The sequence below is a fragment of the Streptomyces sp. NPDC104309 genome (assembly GCF_055584025.1).
On sequence record NZ_JBVJMV010000015.1, the window covers coordinates 18,826 to 37,141 of the forward strand.

The window sequence follows — 18,316 nt, forward strand, 5'->3', positions numbered from 1 at the left end:
CTCCAGATCGGTCGACCTGATGTGGTTTCCACCGTGCACCATGGCACTGACAATCGGCCCCGACCGCAGGTCAGGACCGATTCGGACGCTTCGGGGAGGAGTTCAGCCCGCCACCGGCGAGACCGCCACGCAGCCGCCCGCGGCGATGAGGCCCTCGCCCTCGGCCTCCTTGATGACCTTGCCCTTGTACGTGATGGAGCAGGCGACCTCGGCCCCGTCCGCGTCCAGGGCGACCGGCATGACGGCGGGCGGCATGAATCCGCGCAGCGTGACGGTCTTCCGCCACGGCAGGGTGGGGGACTCGACCGTCTCGGTCTTCGACTCCATGGCCTTGCCTCCACCCTCGTGGAACTGAATCTCGTCGACGCTCGTGCCGGTGACCTCGTAGGTGACTTCGTAGGTCTCGTCCACGGCCTTGTCCACCTGATCGACGGCCTCGGAGCAGGCGCCGAGGCCGAGGACGACGGCTGGGCGGACGGCAGTACGCACGGTGCCGACGTCACGGATGTTGCGGACGGTGCAGTTCATCGGTTGATCCCCCGGAATCCGAGTGTCATCGCTCGCAGCAAATCGCAAAGAGAGAGTAAAGACAAGTTGCGTGCATGACGACGAATCAGCAGGTCGGAACGATTGTCAGTGGCGCGCTCTACCGTCGTTCCCATGCTGCTATCTCACGGGGGAGAACCCTTGCGCGCGGCCGACCCGGCGACGCGCTGGACGGTGGAGCAGGTCCTGGCCCTGGCTCCTGACGAGGCATCACGCAAGGCGGGGAGCAAGCTCGGTTCGGCCGGTCCGTGGTCGGGCGCCGGGTGTGACGGTTCGGGTGCGGTGTGGGGGCTGTGCAGAGGAAGCGGAAGCAAGCCGTATCAGACGGTGGTCGACACCACCGGCCCTGCGTACACGTGCAGTTGTCCCAGCCGGAAGTTCCCTTGCAAGCACGCGCTGGGCCTGCTGCTGGTCTGGGCGTCCGGCGCATCGGCCCTGCCTGCGGGCGAGGTCCCGGACTGGGCCGGTGAGTGGCTGACGGGCCGTCGCAGGCGCGTGGCGGAGAAGAACGAGGGGAAGGCCGGGGCTGCGGCGGGTGGCGCCCCGGCCACCGGCCCGGCCGATCCGGAGGCCGTCCGGCGGCGCGCCGAGCGCCGGGCCGAGCGGATCACCGGCGGCGCGCAGGAGCTGGAACAGCGGCTGGGAGATCTGTTGCGCGGCGGTCTGGCGGCGGCCGATCAGCCGGGGTACGGGCTGTGGGAAGAGACGGCCGCCCGCATGGTCGACGCCCAGGCTCCCGGACTGGCCTCACGGGTAAGGGAGTTGGGCGCCGTCCCGGCGTCCGGGCCGGGCTGGCCGGTGCGGCTGTTGGAGGAGTGCGCGCTGCTCCATCTGCTGGACAGCGCATGGCTGCGCATCGACCGGCTGCCGCAGCCACTGGCTGCCACGGTCCGCACGCGGGTGGGCCTGACCGCCCCCGCCGAGGGCCCATCGGTCCGCGACCACTGGCTGGTCCTCGCCCAGTACGACACCCCGGACGGCAAGCTCGTCACGCGCCGGATCTGGCTGTACGGGAAGGACTCGGGCCGCGTGGCGCTGCTGCTCTCCTTCGGGGCGGCCGGGCGCTCCCCGGGTCTGGCACTGCCGGTGGGCGTCACGATCGACGCCGAGGTCACGCCCTATCCGGGCGCCGGCCAGCCGCGGGCGGAGCTGGGTCGGCAGTTCGGTGTCCCGTCATCGGCCGGTGCGCCACCGACGGGTGGCACGGTGGCGGCCGCGATCGGTGCGTACGGGGACGCGCTTCGGAACGATCCCTGGCTGGACTCCTGGCCGGTGACGCTGCGCGAGGTCATACCCGTGCCGTCCGGGGACGGCTGGCAACTGGTGGACGCGACGGGGGACGCGGCCCTGCCCCTCACCCCGGCGGCGCTGTCCCGGCCCGGCCTGTGGAAGCTCGTCGCACTCTCCGGCGGCTCCCCGGTCACGGTCTTCGGCACATGCGGCCACCGCGGCTTCGACCCGCTCACGGCCTGGTCCACGGACGCGGATGCCGACGGTGTCGAGACCGACGGCGCCGAAATCAGCGGCGCCGCAACGACGTCCGAAACCGTGCCGCTCATCTGAACATCGGATTCGAAGGGGGACCAATGCCTCGCACCATGACAGCCACGCCCCGCGCCACTACAGCCATGCCACCGACCGTCACAGCCGTGCCATGGGAGGAGCTCGTCACCTCGGCGCTGCTCGGCACCGACCGCCGTCCCCCGGAGGGAGGCGGCGGGCCGGACGGACTGCTGGACGCGGCGGCGCTCCACACCGTGCGGCGCAGAGCGGGGCTGCTGCCCGCCACCGCGGCCGCCCGTCCTCGCCCGGCGCCCGCCGATCCCCGCCCGTCGCTGCCCCCGGCCGCCCGGCGCAGGCTGGCCCAACTCCTCACGGACCGTTCGGCATCGGGCGGCTCGGGCGGCCGGCGCGGCACGGCCCCTGATCTCACGGAGCTGATCCCGCAGTGGCTGGCCACCGCCAACCGGCACGGCTACGGGGCACCGCCCGCGCTGCTCCCGCCCCTGCTGGACGCGGCCAGGTCCCGCACCGATCTGCGGCCTCAGGCACTGGCCTTCGCCGGGCCGCGCGGGTTGTGGCTGGCCGGACTGAACCCCGAGTGGAAGTTCGCGCTGCGCGGCTCGCCCGGCGGCTCGTCGCTGCCCGACGCCACCGATCCGGAAGCGGTCTCCCGGCTCTGGCAGGAGGGCCTCTTCGCCGAACGGGTCGCCCTGCTAGGAGCCGTGCGCTCGCACGATCCGGCCGAAGCGCTCGCTCTGCTCGCCGCCACGTGGACGACCGAGCGCGCCGAGGACCGGCTGATGTTCCTCGATTCTCTGCGCACCGGACTGTCCGCGGTGGATGAGCCCTTCCTGGAACAGGCCCTCTCCGACCGCAGCCGCAATGTCCGCTCGACGGCCGCCGAACTGCTGTCCGCGCTGCCGGAGTCGGCGTTCGCCAGACGGATGGCGGCCCGCGCGATGTCCTGTGTGGGTCCGGACCTCACGGGTGACGCCGCCACCGTCGCCGTGGAGGCCCCGCACGAGTGCGACGCGGCGATGGAGCGCGACGGTGTGGTGGCGGTGCCGCCCTCCGGACGAGGCGAACGGTCGTGGTGGTTGGGCCAGTTGGTGGAGGCCACACCGCTCGCCACCTGGCCGGAGCGGTTCGGTGGCCGTACCGCACCGGAAGTGGTCGCCCTGCCGGTGGCCGACGGCTGGGCGGAGGAGCTCCACGCGGCATGGTGCCGGGCAGCAGTGCGGCAGCGGGATCCGGAGTGGGCCCGCGCGCTGCTCGGCTCCCCCTCCGTCCCCCCGTCGAACGGCCCCGGTACGGCGTCGCTCGCCGAGCGGTCGAAGCTTCTCGCGGTGCTTCCCGCACCCGAACGGAGCGAATGGGTGGCCGGCTTCATCGCGGCGCACGGGCTGTCCGAGGCGTTCCAGCTGCTCGGGGTCTGCCCCACGCCATGGGCCGGGCCACTGGGCCGCTCGGTCGTCGACGCCCTGGACATCGCCCGGGACGCGGGCAGCTACCCCTGGAGCTTCAGCGGCGTGATGGGCCTCGCCGAGCGCTGCCTGAACCCGGCCGAGGCGGACCGTCTCGAAATCCTCACCACCACCCCGGACGAACCGGAAGACGCCTCACCGGGCGCGAACGGCTACTGGTCGGAGGCGTTCCAGCGCCTGGTCTCCACATTGCGGCTGCGCGCGACGATGGACGTGGAGCTCATACCGGGCTGAGGGGGGCGACGGACTCCGGGTTCTGCTCGACGGACTCCGGGCTCGCCCGACGGACCCCGATTCGGGGGTGCCGGTGCACCGGGCGGTCTGCGCGTGGGCCGGGGCAGGGGCCGGGACCTGTGCACGGCTGGGGAGGGCGGGTCAGTCAGCCGTCACCCGGGTCCGTCACCCGCGTCCGGGCATCACCCGCGTCCGGGCGTCTCCCTGCCTGAGATCAGGGCAGGCCGGAACACCGCCCCGGGCAGGCGGGCCGAGCGGCCCGCTGCCTCGTGGTGGGAAGGGTCAGGCCTCCGCGGGGTGCCGGACGTTCGCGTTGACCCAGTCGACGATCGACGCCGTCGTCGCACCCGGGGTGAAGATCTCCGCGACGCCCTGTTCCTTCAGCGGGGCGATGTCCGCCTCCGGGATGATGCCGCCGCCGAAGACCTTGATGTCCTCCGCCTCGCGCTCCTTCAGCAGTTCGATCACCTTGGCGAAGAGCGTGTTGTGCGCGCCGGAGAGGATCGAGAGGCCGATCGCGTCGGCGTCCTCCTGGATCGCGGTGTCCACGATCTGCTCCGGCGTCTGGTGGAGCCCGGTGTAGATGACCTCCATACCGGCGTCGCGCAACGCCCGCGCGATCACCTTGGCTCCGCGATCATGGCCGTCCAGGCCCGGCTTGGCCACCACCACACGGATAGGACCGGTCACACCCATCACTGCCTCCACATGCGTCTCCCGTACCTGAAGGGCCGGGGATGTGAACGAACGTTATCGACAGCATCCCGCAACCCGCCGTTTCGCGGTGGGCGGGGAGGGGGAAATCACACGTGGGACATGTTCACCGGGCGCCGTTCCCGTTTCACGCGGCACACCTGCCGCGCGGGACCGGCCGCCAGGGGAGCCGCTACGAGGTCACCGTACCGCCGCGCCGACAGCCGCGCGGCACGGCGGTACGGCCCGTCGATCCACCGGCATCGGAACCATCGGTGCCGGGAGCGTCGGCATCGGGACCATCGGCGCCGGATCGACCAGCGTCAGGAGCGTCGGCATCGGGACCGTCGGCCGGGCCTTCATCGGTCACCACCGGTGAGGATTGGCCCGCGAACCGCGGTCGGCGCCGGCCGACCGGCCGCGCGTGCCGCCCGTACCTCCGCGACGGCACCCCATGAGGGCATACGGGGACGGGAGCCGCCTCCCCGCTTGCCGAAGCAGGAGGTCGGCCATGAGGGTCCTGCCTTTCCTTCCCCTACCGCTGCGCCGACCGTGTCTGTGCTGCACCCGGCTGTCATCCGCGCTGCTCAAGGCCACCGCACTTGAGCTGGTGGTCCTCGCCGGGCACGTACTCCTCTACCCCACCGGCATCACAGCGGAACGGCGCCCTCCGCCGCGTCCGGCCGGGCCGCCCGCCGCCACCGCACCCGCACCCGCACCCGCCGGGACGACCGCCCTCACGGCCGAGGGCGGCGAGCAGCCGCCCGTCGTGCTCCTGCACGGCTTCATCGACAACCGTTCGGTCTTCGTCCTGCTCCGCCGCTCCCTCGCCCGGCACGGCCGACGCCACCTGGAGTCGCTCAACTACTCGCCGCTGACCTGCGACATCCGTACGGCGGCCGAGCTGCTCGGGCGGCACGTCGAGGAGATCTGCGCCCGCACCGGTCACCACGAGGTCGACATCGTCGGGCACAGCCTCGGTGGCCTGATCGCCCGCTACTACGTACAGCGGCTGGGCGGTGACCAACGGGTCCGCACCCTGGTCACCCTCGGCACACCGCACGGGGGCACGGCCGTCGCCCCGCCGGCGAGTGCTCACCCGATCGTGCGCCAGATGCGCACGGGCTCCGCACCGATCGAGGAACTGCGCAGGCCGGCACCCGGCTGCCGTACCCGGTTCGTGAGTTTCTGGAGCGAGCTGGACCGGGTGATCGTCCCGGCCGAGGCGGCCTGCATCGACCATCCGGATCTCGACGCGCTGAACGTACGCGTCAGCGGGATCGGCCATCTCGCACTCCCGGTCCACCCGACCGTCGCCTCAGCGGTCCGGCAGGCCCTGGAGTCCCGCGAGGCACTGACCGAAGCCACCGAAGCCACCGGAGCAGCAGGAACAGCACGAGCCGACGGAACCACCGGCGCCACTGGAGCCACCGGAGCGGCAGGAGTCACTGGAACGGCTGGGGGTGCCGGGGCCGCTTCGGTCGCGTGAGCCTCGTCCGGTGCCGGCGAACGTCGAGTGCGCGCCACCGAAGTCCGAGCAACGGACCGGTGGTCACAGCAGCCGCACCTCCGCCTCGGGGAGCTTCGCCCACCAGTGGTGGTAGCGGCTGTAGACCGCGGCCTCGCGGTCGCCGAGAAGCGCGGTCAGGGACCGGGCCTCGGCGGCGAGTCCGTCCCAGGTGGCGGGCGACAGGGGGTGGAAGGCCGTGGCCTCGATGCCGCCGTCCACCGGGCGCCACACCCCGGCGACATGGCCGTCCACCAGCAGGGTGGGCAGCACGTCGCCGTTCCGCCGGATCACCAGCGGGCGGTAGGCCGGGGGTATCACCCGGCTGCGGTCGGCGTAGGCCAGCAGGATGCTGTCCCACATCGCCATGAGCCGGGGCGGCGCGGGGGTGTCCGCGGGCGGCCGGGAGGCACCCGGGAGGTCGAACAACGTGACGCCGTCCGGCCCCTGGAGCTGTTCGACGGCGCCGTCCAGCGCGCGCAGGGCCTCACGGACGGGGGCCCGCCGCACCAAGGAGAACTGCGTCACGTCCGCCACCGACGCGGGCCCGAACCCCGCCAGATAGCGCAGGATCAGGGTCCGCAGCGCCTGCGGGTCCACCGCCTGCCCCGTGAGGACGGGTCCCGTCCCGGCCGCGACGAAGGACGGCCGGGGGCCGAACGACCACGGCGCGTCCGTAGGAGCGTGGTGCAGCGGCGCGTACCCCTTCAGCCCCCACCACACCCCGTCCTTCTTCTCGGCGCCGATCCGCTCCTCGACCCACGCCTGCGTCTGCGCCGAGGTGCGCGGGCGACGGGTGAAGGCCAGTAGCTCCGGCACCAGTTCATCGGCGTCCGCGGGGGTCAGCCCCGTGGCTGCGAAACGGTGGCCGAGCCGGGAGGCGTACAGCGTGGGCTGCATCGCCGCGCGGAACGCCGGGTAGTCCTCGGCGTGCACGGCGTGCAGGGTGATCCGCATCAGGGTCGCCTTGACCACCGAACGTCCGGTGAAGCCGGCGTCGAGTTCGGCCGGGGCGAAATCGGTGAGCCGGTTCCACAGCGCGAGATACGGCGAGGCCGGGTGCTGCGCCTGGAGCGCGACCACACGCCGCACCCCGTCGGAGACGGTCAGCGGCTCACGCTCCAGCAGCAGTTGACGGCTGAGGGTCGCCCGGTTGAGCTCGCGAGCAGTCATCATCACAGCGCAGGATTCTGCCCCACGCCGCACCGCCGCCGACGGCGCGGTCCCCATCCTGTGCGGTCTCCGGCATCGACGGGCCGCCCGACGCCTCACGAGGTTTCTCGGCAGAGGTTTCACCGGCGGAAGACAATCCGGGCATGCCTGCCCCCACGCCACCCTCGCCGCAGGCGTCACAAATGGAACACGTTTCGAACATAGAGCCAAGGCTCTGTGGACAGTCCGCCGAAAGACGGTCGATTGCCCGTTTCCTGAGCCGTCCGAACCTGCCGAAGATTGTCGGCGTCGCATACCGCCGGGTACAGTCGCGGCCACTGCTCCCCCTGGGATCCCCCGTCGGACCCCGGACAAAGGTCCTGCTGCCGAGGCGAGAGAGAAGTTGGTGGACGACCAGCCCCCCCACGCCGGGTTCGCCGGATACGACAGCCGGGCCACCGGCGGCTTCGACAACGATCCGCTCTTCGGCTCCCTCCCCGGCAGCTACGACGGCACGTACGGCAGCGGCTACGACACCGGGCAGGCCAACCCGGCCGCGCAGGCCGCCCAGGCCGGATTCAGCGGCCCGTACGACTCCACGCAGTGGGACACGGGCGCACACCCGACAGCCGGGTACGACGCCTACGCCCCGTACGCGACGCAGTCCCAGCCGCAGTACGCCGCGGGTCCGGCGTACGACACCACGACCGCCTGGACGTCCGACGCCGGCTACGGCACGGCGGGGACCACGGCCACCACCACCGTCACCGCCTTCGCTGACATCCCGGCACAGGGCGGCACCCCGGACTCCACGGGCCAGTGGGACACCAACGGCTGGTACGGGACCGGCCAGTGGGCGACGACCGGCACGGCCGTCTACGACACCGGCGCGTACGACGCCACCGCCTGGAACACCGGCGCCACGCCCGAGCACGAACAGCAAACCGTGCAAACTACGCAAACCGCACAGGTGTTGCACGAGGCGCCGCCGGCACACGAGGCATACGAAGCACAAGAGGCGCACACAGCGCACACGGCGCACGAGGCGCGGGGAACGCACCAGTCGTACGAGTCCTACGCCGATCGGGACTCCTTCGACTTCGCCGCGCACGAACCCCACAGCACCGCCGAGTTCAGCCTCCCGGAACCGGAAGCGGACTTCGAGACCGACGGACGCGGCATCGACAGCCATGGCACCGACGGTCACGAAGCCGCGGCGGACGACAGCGACGACGACACGGAATCCGCTGCCGTCCACACCGCGCCCGACACCCACAGCCCCCTCGGCCGCCCCGGCACCCGCAACGGCGGCGGCAGCCGCAGTCGGCGGCGTTCCCCGGCGAAGCGTTCCGCACTCCTCACCGTCGCCGTTCCCTCCGCCTGCGTGATGAGCGTGGCCGGCATCGCCGCGGCCTCCGTCGGCGGACTCGGCGGCGAGGACAAGAAGGACGACAACACCACGACGATGGCGGCGGCCGACCCCGGTTCCGTCAAGCCGGTCGCGGCCAACAACAAGCTGGACACCCAGCTCGCCAACCTCAGGGCCGACGCCGAGAACTTCGGCGCCCGCGTCAGCCGTACCCAGGAACGCATCGATCTGCGCGAACGGCAGGCCGCCGAGAAGAAGAAGCGCGAGGAAGAGGCCGCCCGCAAGGAGGCGTTGCGCCCCAAGTTCGTCCTGCCGGTCGCGGAGCACGGCCTCAGCGCCTACTTCGGCCAGGCGGGCGTCAACTGGATGTCCGTGCACACGGGCATCGACTTCCCCGTCTGGTACGGCACGCCCGTGATGGCCGCGACCGACGGCACCGTACGCACCCAGTGGAACAATGCCTACGGGAACATGGCCATCGTCACCATGGCCGACGGCACCGAGACCTGGTACTGCCACCTGAGCAGCACCAGGATCCGCTCGGGTGTGGTCAAGGCCGGTGACGTCATCGCGTACTCCGGCAAGTCCGGGAACTCGACCGGCCCGCACCTGCACTTCGAGGTCCGGCCCGGTGGGGGCGCGGCCATAGACCCGCTCCCCTGGCTCCGCAGCCACGGCGTCGACCCGACCTGAGCCACCCGCCGGCCGCCCCGCCACCGCGCGGATGACGGTCGGCGGCCGACGCGACGGTTCCGGCCGCCGACCGGCCCAGGGCCTCGCGTCCGGATCACGCCGGGCTCGCGCGCCCCGGCATCGCGCGCTGATCCGGCTTGATCCGAACGAACGGCCCCGGGCCGTGTCGTCCTAGAGCTTCTCGACCGGCGCGTACCGCAGCAGCAGCTTCTTCGGCCGCTCGTCGCCGAAGTCGACCGTCGCCTTCGCCTGGTCGCCGATCCCCTCGACCGCCGTCACCGTGCCGAGCCCGAACTGGTCGTGCGTGACCCGGTCCCCGACCACCAGCGTGATCGTCGGCTTGTCCGAGGTCCGCCGGGTCGCGAAGCCCGAGGGACCGGACCGCGAACGCGACGAGGACAGCGACGAGGTGATCCCCGACGTCGGCCCGGCCGGGGCCGCCATCGGACCGGTCCGCTTCCACTCCAGGTGCTGGTCCGGGATCTCCTCCAGGAACCGGGACGGCGGGTTGTACGAGGGCTGCCCCCAGGCACTGCGCATCGCCGCCCGGGTCAGATAGAGCCGCTCGCGGGCCCGGGTGATGCCGACGTACGCGAGCCGCCGCTCCTCCTCCAGCTCCTTGACCTGGCCGAGCGCGCGCATGTGCGGGAAGACGCCGTCCTCCATGCCCGTCAGGAAGACCACCGGGAATTCCAGGCCCTTGGCGGTGTGCAGTGTCATCAGTGTGATGACGCCGGAGCCGTCCTCGTCCTCGTCGGGGATCTGGTCGGAGTCCGCGACGAGCGCGACCCGCTCCAGGAATTCGGCGAGCGTGCCCGCGCCCTCCTCGCCGGCCTCGCCGCGCTCCTGCTCGAATTCGAGGGCGACGGCGGCGAGTTCCTGGAGGTTCTCGATGCGGGTCTCGTCCTGCGGGTCGGTGGACGCCTGGAGCTCGGCGAGGTAGCCGGTCCGTTCCAGGACGGCCTCCAGGACCACCGCCGGGCCCGCGCCGGACTCGACGATCGTGCGCAGCTCCTCCATCAGCGTGTTGAACCGCTTGACGGCGTTGGCCGACCGGGCCGCCATGCCGTACGCCTCGTCGACCCGGCGCAGCGCCTGCGGGAAGGTGATCTTCTCGCGCAGGGACAGCGCGTCGATCATCGCTTCGGCGCGGTCGCCGATGCCGCGCTTGGGCACATTGAGGATGCGGCGCAGCGGGACGGTGTCCTCGGGGTTGGCGAGGACCCGGAGGTAGGCCAGGACGTCCCGGACCTCCTTGCGCTCGTAGAAGCGCACGCCGCCGACGACCTTGTAGGGAAGGCCGACGCGGATGAAGATCTCTTCGAAGACCCGGGACTGCGCGTTCGTACGGTAGAAGATCGCGACGTCACCGGCCTTGGCGTCGCCCGCGTCGGTCAGCCGGTCGATCTCTTCGGCGACGAACTGGGCCTCGTCGTGCTCGGTGTCGGCGACGTAGCCGGTGATTCGGGCGCCCGTACCGGCGTTCGTCCAGAGGTTCTTGGGGCGGCGGCTCTCGTTGCGCTCGATGACCGCGTTGGCGGCGGACAGGATCGTCTGCGTGGAGCGGTAGTTCTGCTCCAGCAGGATCGTCGTCGCGTTCGGGTAGTCCTCCTCGAACTGGAGGATGTTGCGGATGGTCGCGCCGCGGAACGCGTAGATCGACTGGTCCGCGTCACCGACGACACACAGCTCGGCGGGGGCGTCGCCCTCGCCGGCCGGGCCGACCAGTTCGCGTACGAGGGTGTACTGGGCGTGGTTGGTGTCCTGGTACTCGTCGACCAGGACGTGCCGGAAGCGGCGGCGGTAGTGCTCGGCGACATCGGGGAACGCCTGCAGCAGGTGGACCGTCGTCATGATGATGTCGTCGAAGTCCAGCGCGTTGGCCTCGCGCAGCCGGGACTGGTACATCGCGTAGGCCTGGGCGAGGGTCTTCTCGAAACCGTCCGCGGCCTGACCGGCGAAGGTCTCCTCGTCGATCAGTTCGTTCTTCAGGTTGGAGACCTTGGCGGTGAACGACTTCGGCGGGAAGCGCTTGGGGTCGAGGTCGAGATCACGGCAGACCAGGGCCATCAGCCGCTTGGAGTCGGCGGCGTCGTAGATCGAGAACGACGAGGTGAAGCCGAGCTTCTTCGACTCGCGGCGCAGGATGCGTACGCACGCGCTGTGGAAGGTCATGACCCACATGGCGTGGGCACGCGGTCCGACGAGCTGCTCGACGCGCTCCTTCATCTCGCCCGCGGCCTTGTTGGTGAAGGTGATCGCCAGGATCTGGCCGGGGTGCACTCCGCGCTCGGCGAGGAGGTGGGCGATCCGGTGGGTCAGCACCCGGGTCTTGCCGGAGCCCGCCCCGGCGACGATGAGCAGCGGGGAGCCGGCGTGGACCACCGCGGCGCGCTGTTCGGTGTTCAGCCCGTCGAGGAGCGCCGCGGAGTCGATGACGGGGCGGTGCGCGCCGTCACGGTAGTACGCGTCCCTGGGCGGCGCGGGCCCGTCGAAGACGCCCGCGAAGAGGTCCTCCGGCACCGCTTCGGGTGCGGAGTCCTCGGGGGGTGGCGGGGGCTCTTCCTCCGAGTGCTGGAGGCCGGCCAGGAAGCTGTCGTCAAAGAGGCTGCTCATCGCTTGTCGAGTCTAGGCCGCCGCACCGACACGTGGCTGCCGCATGGCGAACCGCACCCGACCACCGGGCACACAAAGAGACCGGACACCCACGCCCCGTAAGGAATTCCGGGCCTCGACCGGCCCCGTCGCCCCCGCCCCGCGAAGGTCACGAAAATGTATCGGGCATATCGAACATCGACCTTCACAGCAGCACCATGGATTGGCTAGCGTGCTCGACCGGGCGGCCCGTACCCCCTGAGGCGAACCACGCCGAGCGGGCGCCCGCGCCGAATCCGGGCTGTCCTCGCGGACGTTCGGAACCGGGGACCCACACGCACCACCGGGGTGAATCGGTCCGTACCCCCACTCGGACCGTAGGGCAGCCTTCCGTTCCGCCCGAACCCGACAGCTAACCCGGTAGGCGGTCCACGGAAGGAGATGCCGGCCTTGGCGTCGCATCGCAAACCGCGTACCCGGGTGCGCACCACCACACCGGCCGTCGGTCTCACGACGGCCGCGCTGGCGTCCGTGACCCTGCTCTCCACGCAGAGCGCCACGGCGGCGCCCGCTCCGAAGCCCAGCATCGAGGACGTCCAGAAGAAGGTCGACGACCTCTACCGGCAGGCGGGCACCGCGACCCAGCGGTACAACCAGGCGAAGGAGGACTCCGCCGCCCAGCGCGCCGAGGTCGACGCCCTCCTGGAGGACGTGGCGAGGCGCGCCGACAAACTCAACGACGCCCGCAGGACGCTCGGCGCCTACGCCGCCGCGCAGTACCGCACCGGCTCGCTCACGCCGAGCGCCACCTTCTTCCTGGCCGACGACCCGCAGTCGTACTTCGACCAGAGCCAGCTGATGAACCGCATGACGGCTCAGCAGCAGAAGGCGGTCACGGACTTCCGCGCACAGCAGGTCAAGGCCTCGAAGAAGCGCGCCGAGGCGGTGCAGAGCCTGGAGACGCTGACCACGACACAGACCACGCTGCGCACCAGCAAGCAGAACGTCCAGCGGAAGCTGGGCGAGGCGCGCGCGACGCTGTCGAAACTGACCGCCGAGGAGAAGGCGCGGCTCGCGGCGCTGGAGCGGAAGAAGGAGGCGGAGGCCAAGCGCAAGGCGGAGGAACTGGCGCGGCAGCAGGCCGCCGCCAAGGCGGAGGCGGACCGCAAGGCCGAGGAGGCCGCGAGGAAGTCGGGGTCCGGCGGCGGTACGGGGACGGGCGCCGGGACCGGCTCGGACAGCAGCGCCACCACCAAGGCGGAGAAGGTCCTCTCCTTCGCCAGGGCCCAGCTGGGCAAGCCGTACGTCTGGGGCGCGACGGGTCCGTCCTCGTACGACTGCTCCGGACTCACCCAGGCCGCGTGGAAGGCGGCGGGCGTCGACATCCCGCGCACCACCTGGGACCAGGTGAAGATCGGCACCAAGGTCGCCACGGCGGATCTGCGTCCGGGTGACCTCGTCTTCTTCTACGACGACATCAGCCACGTCGGCATCTACAAGGGCGACGGAATGATGATCCACGCGCCGAAGCCGGGGGCGAATGTGCGCGAGGAGTCGATCTACTACATGCCGATCTACGGCAGCGTGCGGCCGGCGTAGCGGCCCGCTCCCCGGCGGCCGGCGCGTGGGCCCGCCCCGCGCGGCGGCCGGGCCGGGCATTGTCCTGGCCGGGCACCGTCCCGGCCGCGATCCGCAGACCTCGTACCGCGGCCCTCAGAGCTCAGGGCCCGGACGACGGCCCCCGGCTGCCGGACGCCGGGCCGCGGTCCTCCTCAGGCCTTCGGGCCCTCAGGTCCAGAGCGTGGCGATGAAGATGTTGGCGAGCGTCAGCCCGCCCACCGCCGCGAAGGCGCCCTTGTCGACCTTCTCCTCGTCCCGCTTGATGTAGACGAGCGCGAGGACGACGACCAGGAGCAGCAGCTTGACCCCGATCTTTATGTTGTTCACGTGGTGGTCGTCGGCCTCGTTGAGCCCGACCAGCGCGACCCCGGTGACCAGCATCGTCAGCGCGCCGTGCAGCATCGCCGGGACGAACCGGGCCGCGCCCGCGCCCATCGCCTTCATCTGGGTCAGGAAGCCGCCCAGCAGTGAGGCGATACCGATGATGTGCAGTGCGACGAAGGCATGAATGAGTACGTCCATGAGGCCGCAGCCTAGCCCCGCCCATATCACCACTCCGCAGGCAGGTACGGCTTCCTGGCGCTTCACTCGTGTCTGCACCAATTGCCTGACTCTGTTGTCATTTTTCCGATCAGACAGAGACAGTGCCACGCCAAATTCGGGCAATAAGCGTCATTACGACTCTTCCCCGTGCGCCGGGTTTAGCGTCCCTGACCAGGTGACCGTCTTCACCGCCGCTCCGCCCCGGACGGCACGCCGGTCACCCCGCCGGAGATCCGGCGGCGGGCCGCTCAGCCATGGGTGGCCCGCCTCCGGATCCCGGGCGGGCCCGCCGGTAGTCCCCGTCGGGCAGTCGCCAGGAAGGACGCACGCCCCCGTGGCAGCGCATCGGAAACCCAAGCAGCGCCCGTACACCGGCTCTGCTGCCCGCACCGCGGCCACCCTCGCCTTCGCCGGGGCCGCCACCGCTGCCGCTCTGCCGGGCTCCGCGCACGCCGATCCCCAGCGCACCCCCGCCCAGGTCAGATCGGAGGTGGACCGGCTGTACCACGACGCGGAGGTCGCCACCGAGCAGTACAACGGCGCGAAGGAGAAGGCCACCGCCGCCGCCGACGCCGTCGACACCCTGCGCGACGAGGCCGCCCGCCGGACCGAGCGCCTCAACGCCTCGCGCGACGCGCTGGGTTCGCTCGCCGCCGCGCAGTACCGCACGGGCGGCCTCGACCCCGCCCTGCAGCTGGCGCTCTCCTCCGACCCCGACCAGTATCTGGAGCGCGCGTCGTACGTGGACCGGATCGGCGACCGCCAGGCCGCCGAGGTCGACACGGTGGAGCGACAGGTCGCCAGGATCGCCCAGCTCCGTTCCCAGGCCAAGGGAGAGCTGGCCGCGCTGGCGTCGCGCCAGGCCGAGCTGAAGAAGCACAAGGCGACGGTCAGGACCAAACTGGCCGACGCGCAGCGGCTCCTCGCCACCCTGTCCCCGGCCGAACGCGGCGCCTACGAGGACTCGGACGGCGCGCGTTCCGCCGGCCATGCCGGCCGGGACACCCCGCGCGGCCCCGTCCTCGCCCCCAACGCCCGTGCCGCAGAAGCCGTCGCGTTCGCGTACGGAGCGCTCGGCAAACCGTACGTCTGGGGTGCGACCGGCCCGTCCTCGTTCGACTGCTCCGGGCTCACCCAGGCCGCCTGGCGGTCCGCCGGTGTCTCGCTCCCCCGGACCACGTACACCCAGATCAACGCCGGACAGCACATCTCACGCTCCGAACTTGCCCCGGGCGACCTGGTGTTCTTCTACTCCGGCGTCAGCCACGTCGGGCTCTACATCGGCAACGGCCGGATGATCCACGCCCCGCGCCCCGGGGCGCCGGTCCGCATCGCGCCGATCGACCAGATGCCCTTCGCCGGGGCGACCCGGGTGGCATAGGCTCCCGACTCCGATCCGGATCAGCCCGCCGCCGGGGCAACCCGCCGTCGGAACGGCCCGGCGTCGGAGCAGCCCGCCATCGATCAGCCGGCCGGAGGACACCCCACATGCCCATGGACGTCGAGGTCCAGACCCATGCCCGTACGCTCGCCCTGCGCTCCCCCGACCACCTCCGGGTCGGCCCCTTCACCGTGCGGTACAACCCCGGCTGGTCGCTCAAGTACGCCAACTACGCGATACCCGACCAGGACGCCGAGCCCACGGCCGAGGACGTCGGCGCGCTGATCGCGGCGTTCCGCGAGCGCGACCGGATCCCGCGGCTGGAGTATCTGCCGGGCTGGGCGCCCGCCGTCGAACCCGCGCTGCTCGCCGCCGGGTTCACCGTCGAGAACCGGGCACCGGTCCTGGCCTGTGCCCCCGGCGATCTGCTGCCGCCGAAGCCGGTGGACCCCCTCGCGATCGCCGAACCGGTCACCGACGCGGAGTTCGACGCCGCGGCGCTCGTCCAGCACCACGGCTACGGCGGTACCGGCGAGCCCGAGGGCGGCGAGGCGGCCTGGCTGCGGGCGGCGGCCGGGGGCGGCGGGGTCGCGGCCCTCGCCACCGTCGACGGCGTCCCGGCGGGCGCGGGCGGCTGCTCGGTCCCGGTCGACGGTCTCACCGAGCTGGCCGGCCTCGCCGTCGCCGCCGCGTTCCGCCGCCGCGGCATCGGCGCCGCCCTCTGCGCCCACCTGACCGCGACCGCCTTCGAGCGGGGCTGCCGGGTGGTGTGGCTGGAGCCCGGCGACGCCGACGTGGAGCGGATCTACGCGGGCATCGGCTACCGCCGGGTCGGCGAGAAGCTGAACATCTCGCTCGACCCCGACGGCACGACCGGCTGACTCGGTACGGCGGTCGGTCTCAGACCAGCCGGCGTGCCGTCGCCCACCGGGTCAGCTCGTGCCGGTTCGACAGCTGGAGCTTGCGCAGCACCGCCGAGACATGCGACTCGACCGTCTTCACCGAGATGAACAGCTGCTTGGCGATCTCCTTGTACGCGTAGCCACGGGCGATCAGCCGCAGCACCTCGCGCTCTCGCTGCGTCAGCCGGTCCAGGTCCTCGTCGACCGGTGGCGCGTCCGTGGAGGCGAAGGCGTCGAGGACGAAGCCGGCCAGCCGGGGCGAGAACACCGCGTCGCCCTCCTGGACCCGGAAGACCGAGTCGACCAGGTCGGTGCCGGTGATCGTCTTGGTGACATAGCCGCGGGCGCCGCCGCGGATGACGCCGATGACGTCCTCGGCGGCGTCCGAGACGGACAGCGCCAGGAAACGGACCGGGTTCTCCACGGCTCCCATCAGCGGCGCGCAGCGGCGCAGCACCTCGACGCCGCCGCCGCCCGGCAGATGGACGTCGAGGAGGACGACCTCGGGGCGGGTCGCCGTGATGACGGTGACCGCCTGGTCGACGTCGGCGGCCTCGCCGACCACCTCGACGCCCGTCTCCTCGGTGCGGCCGATCTCGGCCTGGACGCCGGTGCGGAACATCCGGTGGTCGTCGACGAGCACGACCCGTACCCGGCGCTCCGGGCCCCCGGTCGTCTCAGTGCTCTTGGTCATCGCTCGCCCTCTCCATCTCCAGTTCGACCTCCGTGCCCCCGCCGGGCACCGAACGCAGCCGCGCCGTACCGCCGTTGCGCTGCATCCGGCCGATGATTGATTCTCGTACGCCCATTCTGTCCCCCGGGACGGAATCCGGATCGAATCCCGGGCCCCGGTCGCGCACCGAGACGAAGACCGTGCGGCCCTCGACCTCCGCGTAGACCTGCACGGCGCCGCCCTCGCCACCGTACTTGGCGGCGTTGACCATCGCCTCGCGCGCGGCCTGCATCTGCGCGGCCAGCTTCTCGTCCAGCGGGCAGTCGCCGACGACGACGACCTCCAGCGGGACGCCGTGCTTGTCCTCGACCTCGGCGGCGGCGCGCTTGACCGCCTCGGCGAGGGTCTCGGGCTCGTCGTCCTCGTCCTTGCCGGTGCCCTCGGGGTTGTAGAGCCAGTTGCGCAGTTCGCGCTCCTGGGCGCGGGCCAGTCTGCGGACCTCGCCCGCGTCCTCGGCGTTGCGCTGGATCAGGGTGAGGGTGTGCAGCACCGAGTCATGGACGTGGGCGGCGACCTCGGCGCGTTCCTGGGCCCGGATGCGCATCGTGCGTTCCTCGGACAGGTCCTGGGTCATGCGCACGAGGTAGGGGCCGGCCAGCAGCGCGATACCGGTGAGGACGGCGATCGCGGCGGTCAGGACGTTGCCGAGCTGGGCCGCGGAGCCCCGTACCACCATGAAGACGGCGAGCCCCAGGCCGACCAGGGCGACCCCGGCGAGACCCCGGGCCAGATGCAGGACCCGGCGGCGGCTGCCGACGTCCATCCAGCGGGCGCGCCGGGCGTTGTCGGCCTGCCGCCACACCAGTACGGAACCCGCGCCGATCAGCAGCGTGGGCCAGATGTAGCGGTCGGCCTCGCTGCCCATGTCGACATTGCCGACGAAGATCATCGCGCCGATGAACAGCGCGATGAGGGCGAAGACCTGGCCTCTGTCGGGTTTACGGAGGCGGCGTCTGCCGTCCGGGGCGGTCTCGAAGACGGAGCGCGGCGCCTCCACGCCACCGACGCCGAGCGGGACGACGATCCAGAACACGGCGTAGAGCAGCGCGCCGAGGCCGTCCGCGAAGAACAGGCCGAGGAAGACGAACCGCACCCAGGCGACGGGCAGCCCGAGGTGTCCGGCGAGGCCGCGCGCGACGCCGCCGAGCAGCCGTCCGTCGGCGCTGCGGTACAGCTTGCGCAGCTGCGGCTCCTCCGGGTCGGCGTTGAGGGAGCTCGTTGCTCGGGACGTGGCGGCTGGCATGCACCGATCGTCACATGTCCGTACGGGTGACGGCATCAGGGTCCGCCCCCGACGTGACCCTGAGAGCCCGGCCCTCGGGGACCCGTGGGGGCAATATCAGGGATCGGCCAGGGTCGGC

14 protein-coding genes and 1 riboswitch are annotated in these 18,316 nt (G+C 71.8%); of the genes, 7 read left to right on the forward strand and 7 right to left on the reverse strand.

Features of this window, described 5'->3' with window-relative positions:
* Nucleotides 1-102: 102 nt before the first annotated feature.
* Nucleotides 103-528: an MmpS family transport accessory protein gene (locus ACZ68L_RS22425; RefSeq protein WP_469579533.1), complete on the reverse strand. Its 426-nt coding sequence runs from the start codon at nucleotides 526-528 to the stop codon at nucleotides 103-105.
* Nucleotides 529-660: 132 nt separating this feature from the next.
* On the opposite strand from ACZ68L_RS22425, the gene ACZ68L_RS22430 reads away from it, so the two are divergent.
* Both ACZ68L_RS22430 and ACZ68L_RS22435 read left to right on the forward strand, forming a co-directional pair.
* Nucleotides 661-2,109: an SWIM zinc finger family protein gene (locus ACZ68L_RS22430; RefSeq protein WP_469579535.1), complete on the forward strand. Its 1,449-nt coding sequence runs from the start codon at nucleotides 661-663 to the stop codon at nucleotides 2,107-2,109.
* 23 nt (nucleotides 2,110-2,132) lie between these two features.
* Nucleotides 2,133-3,767 (forward strand): DUF5691 domain-containing protein, encoded by a 1,635-nt coding sequence (locus ACZ68L_RS22435; protein ID WP_469579537.1) that lies wholly within the window; start codon nucleotides 2,133-2,135, stop codon nucleotides 3,765-3,767.
* A 282-nt stretch (nucleotides 3,768-4,049) separates the two neighbouring features.
* On the opposite strand, the gene ACZ68L_RS22440 is transcribed toward ACZ68L_RS22435, so the two are convergent.
* Nucleotides 4,050-4,463 (reverse strand): cobalamin B12-binding domain-containing protein, encoded by a 414-nt coding sequence (locus ACZ68L_RS22440; protein ID WP_362625171.1) that lies wholly within the window; start codon nucleotides 4,461-4,463, stop codon nucleotides 4,050-4,052.
* Between the two features lie 508 nt (nucleotides 4,464-4,971).
* On the opposite strand from ACZ68L_RS22440, the gene ACZ68L_RS22445 reads away from it, so the two are divergent.
* Nucleotides 4,972-5,949 (forward strand): esterase/lipase family protein, encoded by a 978-nt coding sequence (locus tag ACZ68L_RS22445; RefSeq protein WP_469579540.1) that lies wholly within the window; start codon nucleotides 4,972-4,974, stop codon nucleotides 5,947-5,949.
* 63 nt (nucleotides 5,950-6,012) lie between these two features.
* Here ACZ68L_RS22445 and ACZ68L_RS22450 read toward each other — a convergent pair whose 3' ends face one another.
* Entirely contained in the window at nucleotides 6,013-7,146 is a 1,134-nt protein-coding gene (locus tag ACZ68L_RS22450; RefSeq protein WP_469579542.1) for a winged helix DNA-binding domain-containing protein, read from the reverse strand.
* Between the two features lie 379 nt (nucleotides 7,147-7,525).
* Between ACZ68L_RS22450 and ACZ68L_RS22455 the strand changes: the two genes are divergently transcribed.
* Entirely contained in the window at nucleotides 7,526-9,181 is a 1,656-nt protein-coding gene (locus ACZ68L_RS22455; RefSeq protein WP_469579543.1) for a M23 family metallopeptidase, read from the forward strand.
* 171 nt (nucleotides 9,182-9,352) lie between these two features.
* On the opposite strand, the gene pcrA is transcribed toward ACZ68L_RS22455, so the two are convergent.
* Entirely contained in the window at nucleotides 9,353-11,797 is a 2,445-nt protein-coding gene (pcrA, locus tag ACZ68L_RS22460; RefSeq protein WP_469579546.1) for a DNA helicase PcrA, read from the reverse strand.
* A 257-nt stretch (nucleotides 11,798-12,054) separates the two neighbouring features.
* A riboswitch (cyclic di-AMP (ydaO/yuaA leader) is annotated at nucleotides 12,055-12,219 on the forward strand.
* Here pcrA and ACZ68L_RS22465 point away from each other — a divergent pair.
* On the forward strand, nucleotides 12,218-13,375 hold the full coding sequence (locus ACZ68L_RS22465; RefSeq protein WP_469579549.1) for a C40 family peptidase: 1,158 nt from the start codon (nucleotides 12,218-12,220) through the stop codon (nucleotides 13,373-13,375). It overlaps the preceding riboswitch by 2 nt.
* A 189-nt stretch (nucleotides 13,376-13,564) precedes the next feature.
* Here the strand turns inward: ACZ68L_RS22465 and ACZ68L_RS22470 are convergent, their stop codons facing one another.
* Complete coding sequence (locus ACZ68L_RS22470; protein ID WP_469579551.1) at nucleotides 13,565-13,918, reverse strand: hypothetical protein; 354 nt, start codon at nucleotides 13,916-13,918, stop codon at nucleotides 13,565-13,567.
* A gap of 355 nt (nucleotides 13,919-14,273) precedes the next feature.
* Between ACZ68L_RS22470 and ACZ68L_RS22475 the strand changes: the two genes are divergently transcribed.
* Both ACZ68L_RS22475 and ACZ68L_RS22480 read left to right on the forward strand, forming a co-directional pair.
* Entirely contained in the window at nucleotides 14,274-15,320 is a 1,047-nt protein-coding gene (locus tag ACZ68L_RS22475; protein WP_469579553.1) for a C40 family peptidase, read from the forward strand.
* 107 nt (nucleotides 15,321-15,427) lie between these two features.
* Nucleotides 15,428-16,201 (forward strand): GNAT family N-acetyltransferase, encoded by a 774-nt coding sequence (locus tag ACZ68L_RS22480; protein WP_469579555.1) that lies wholly within the window; start codon nucleotides 15,428-15,430, stop codon nucleotides 16,199-16,201.
* Nucleotides 16,202-16,220: 19 nt separating this feature from the next.
* Here ACZ68L_RS22480 and ACZ68L_RS22485 read toward each other — a convergent pair whose 3' ends face one another.
* Together ACZ68L_RS22485 and ACZ68L_RS22490 are read right to left on the reverse strand one after the other, a co-directional pair.
* The gene (locus ACZ68L_RS22485; RefSeq protein WP_469579556.1) at nucleotides 16,221-16,916 is read right to left on the reverse strand and encodes a LuxR C-terminal-related transcriptional regulator; all 696 of its coding nucleotides are present in this window, start codon (nucleotides 16,914-16,916) and stop codon (nucleotides 16,221-16,223) included.
* Nucleotides 16,900-18,198, reverse strand: coding sequence for a PspC domain-containing protein (locus tag ACZ68L_RS22490; protein WP_469579557.1), 1,299 nt, complete (start codon nucleotides 18,196-18,198; stop codon nucleotides 16,900-16,902). The genes ACZ68L_RS22485 and ACZ68L_RS22490 overlap by 17 nt, the downstream gene beginning before the upstream one ends.
* Nucleotides 18,199-18,316 lie beyond the last annotated feature (118 nt).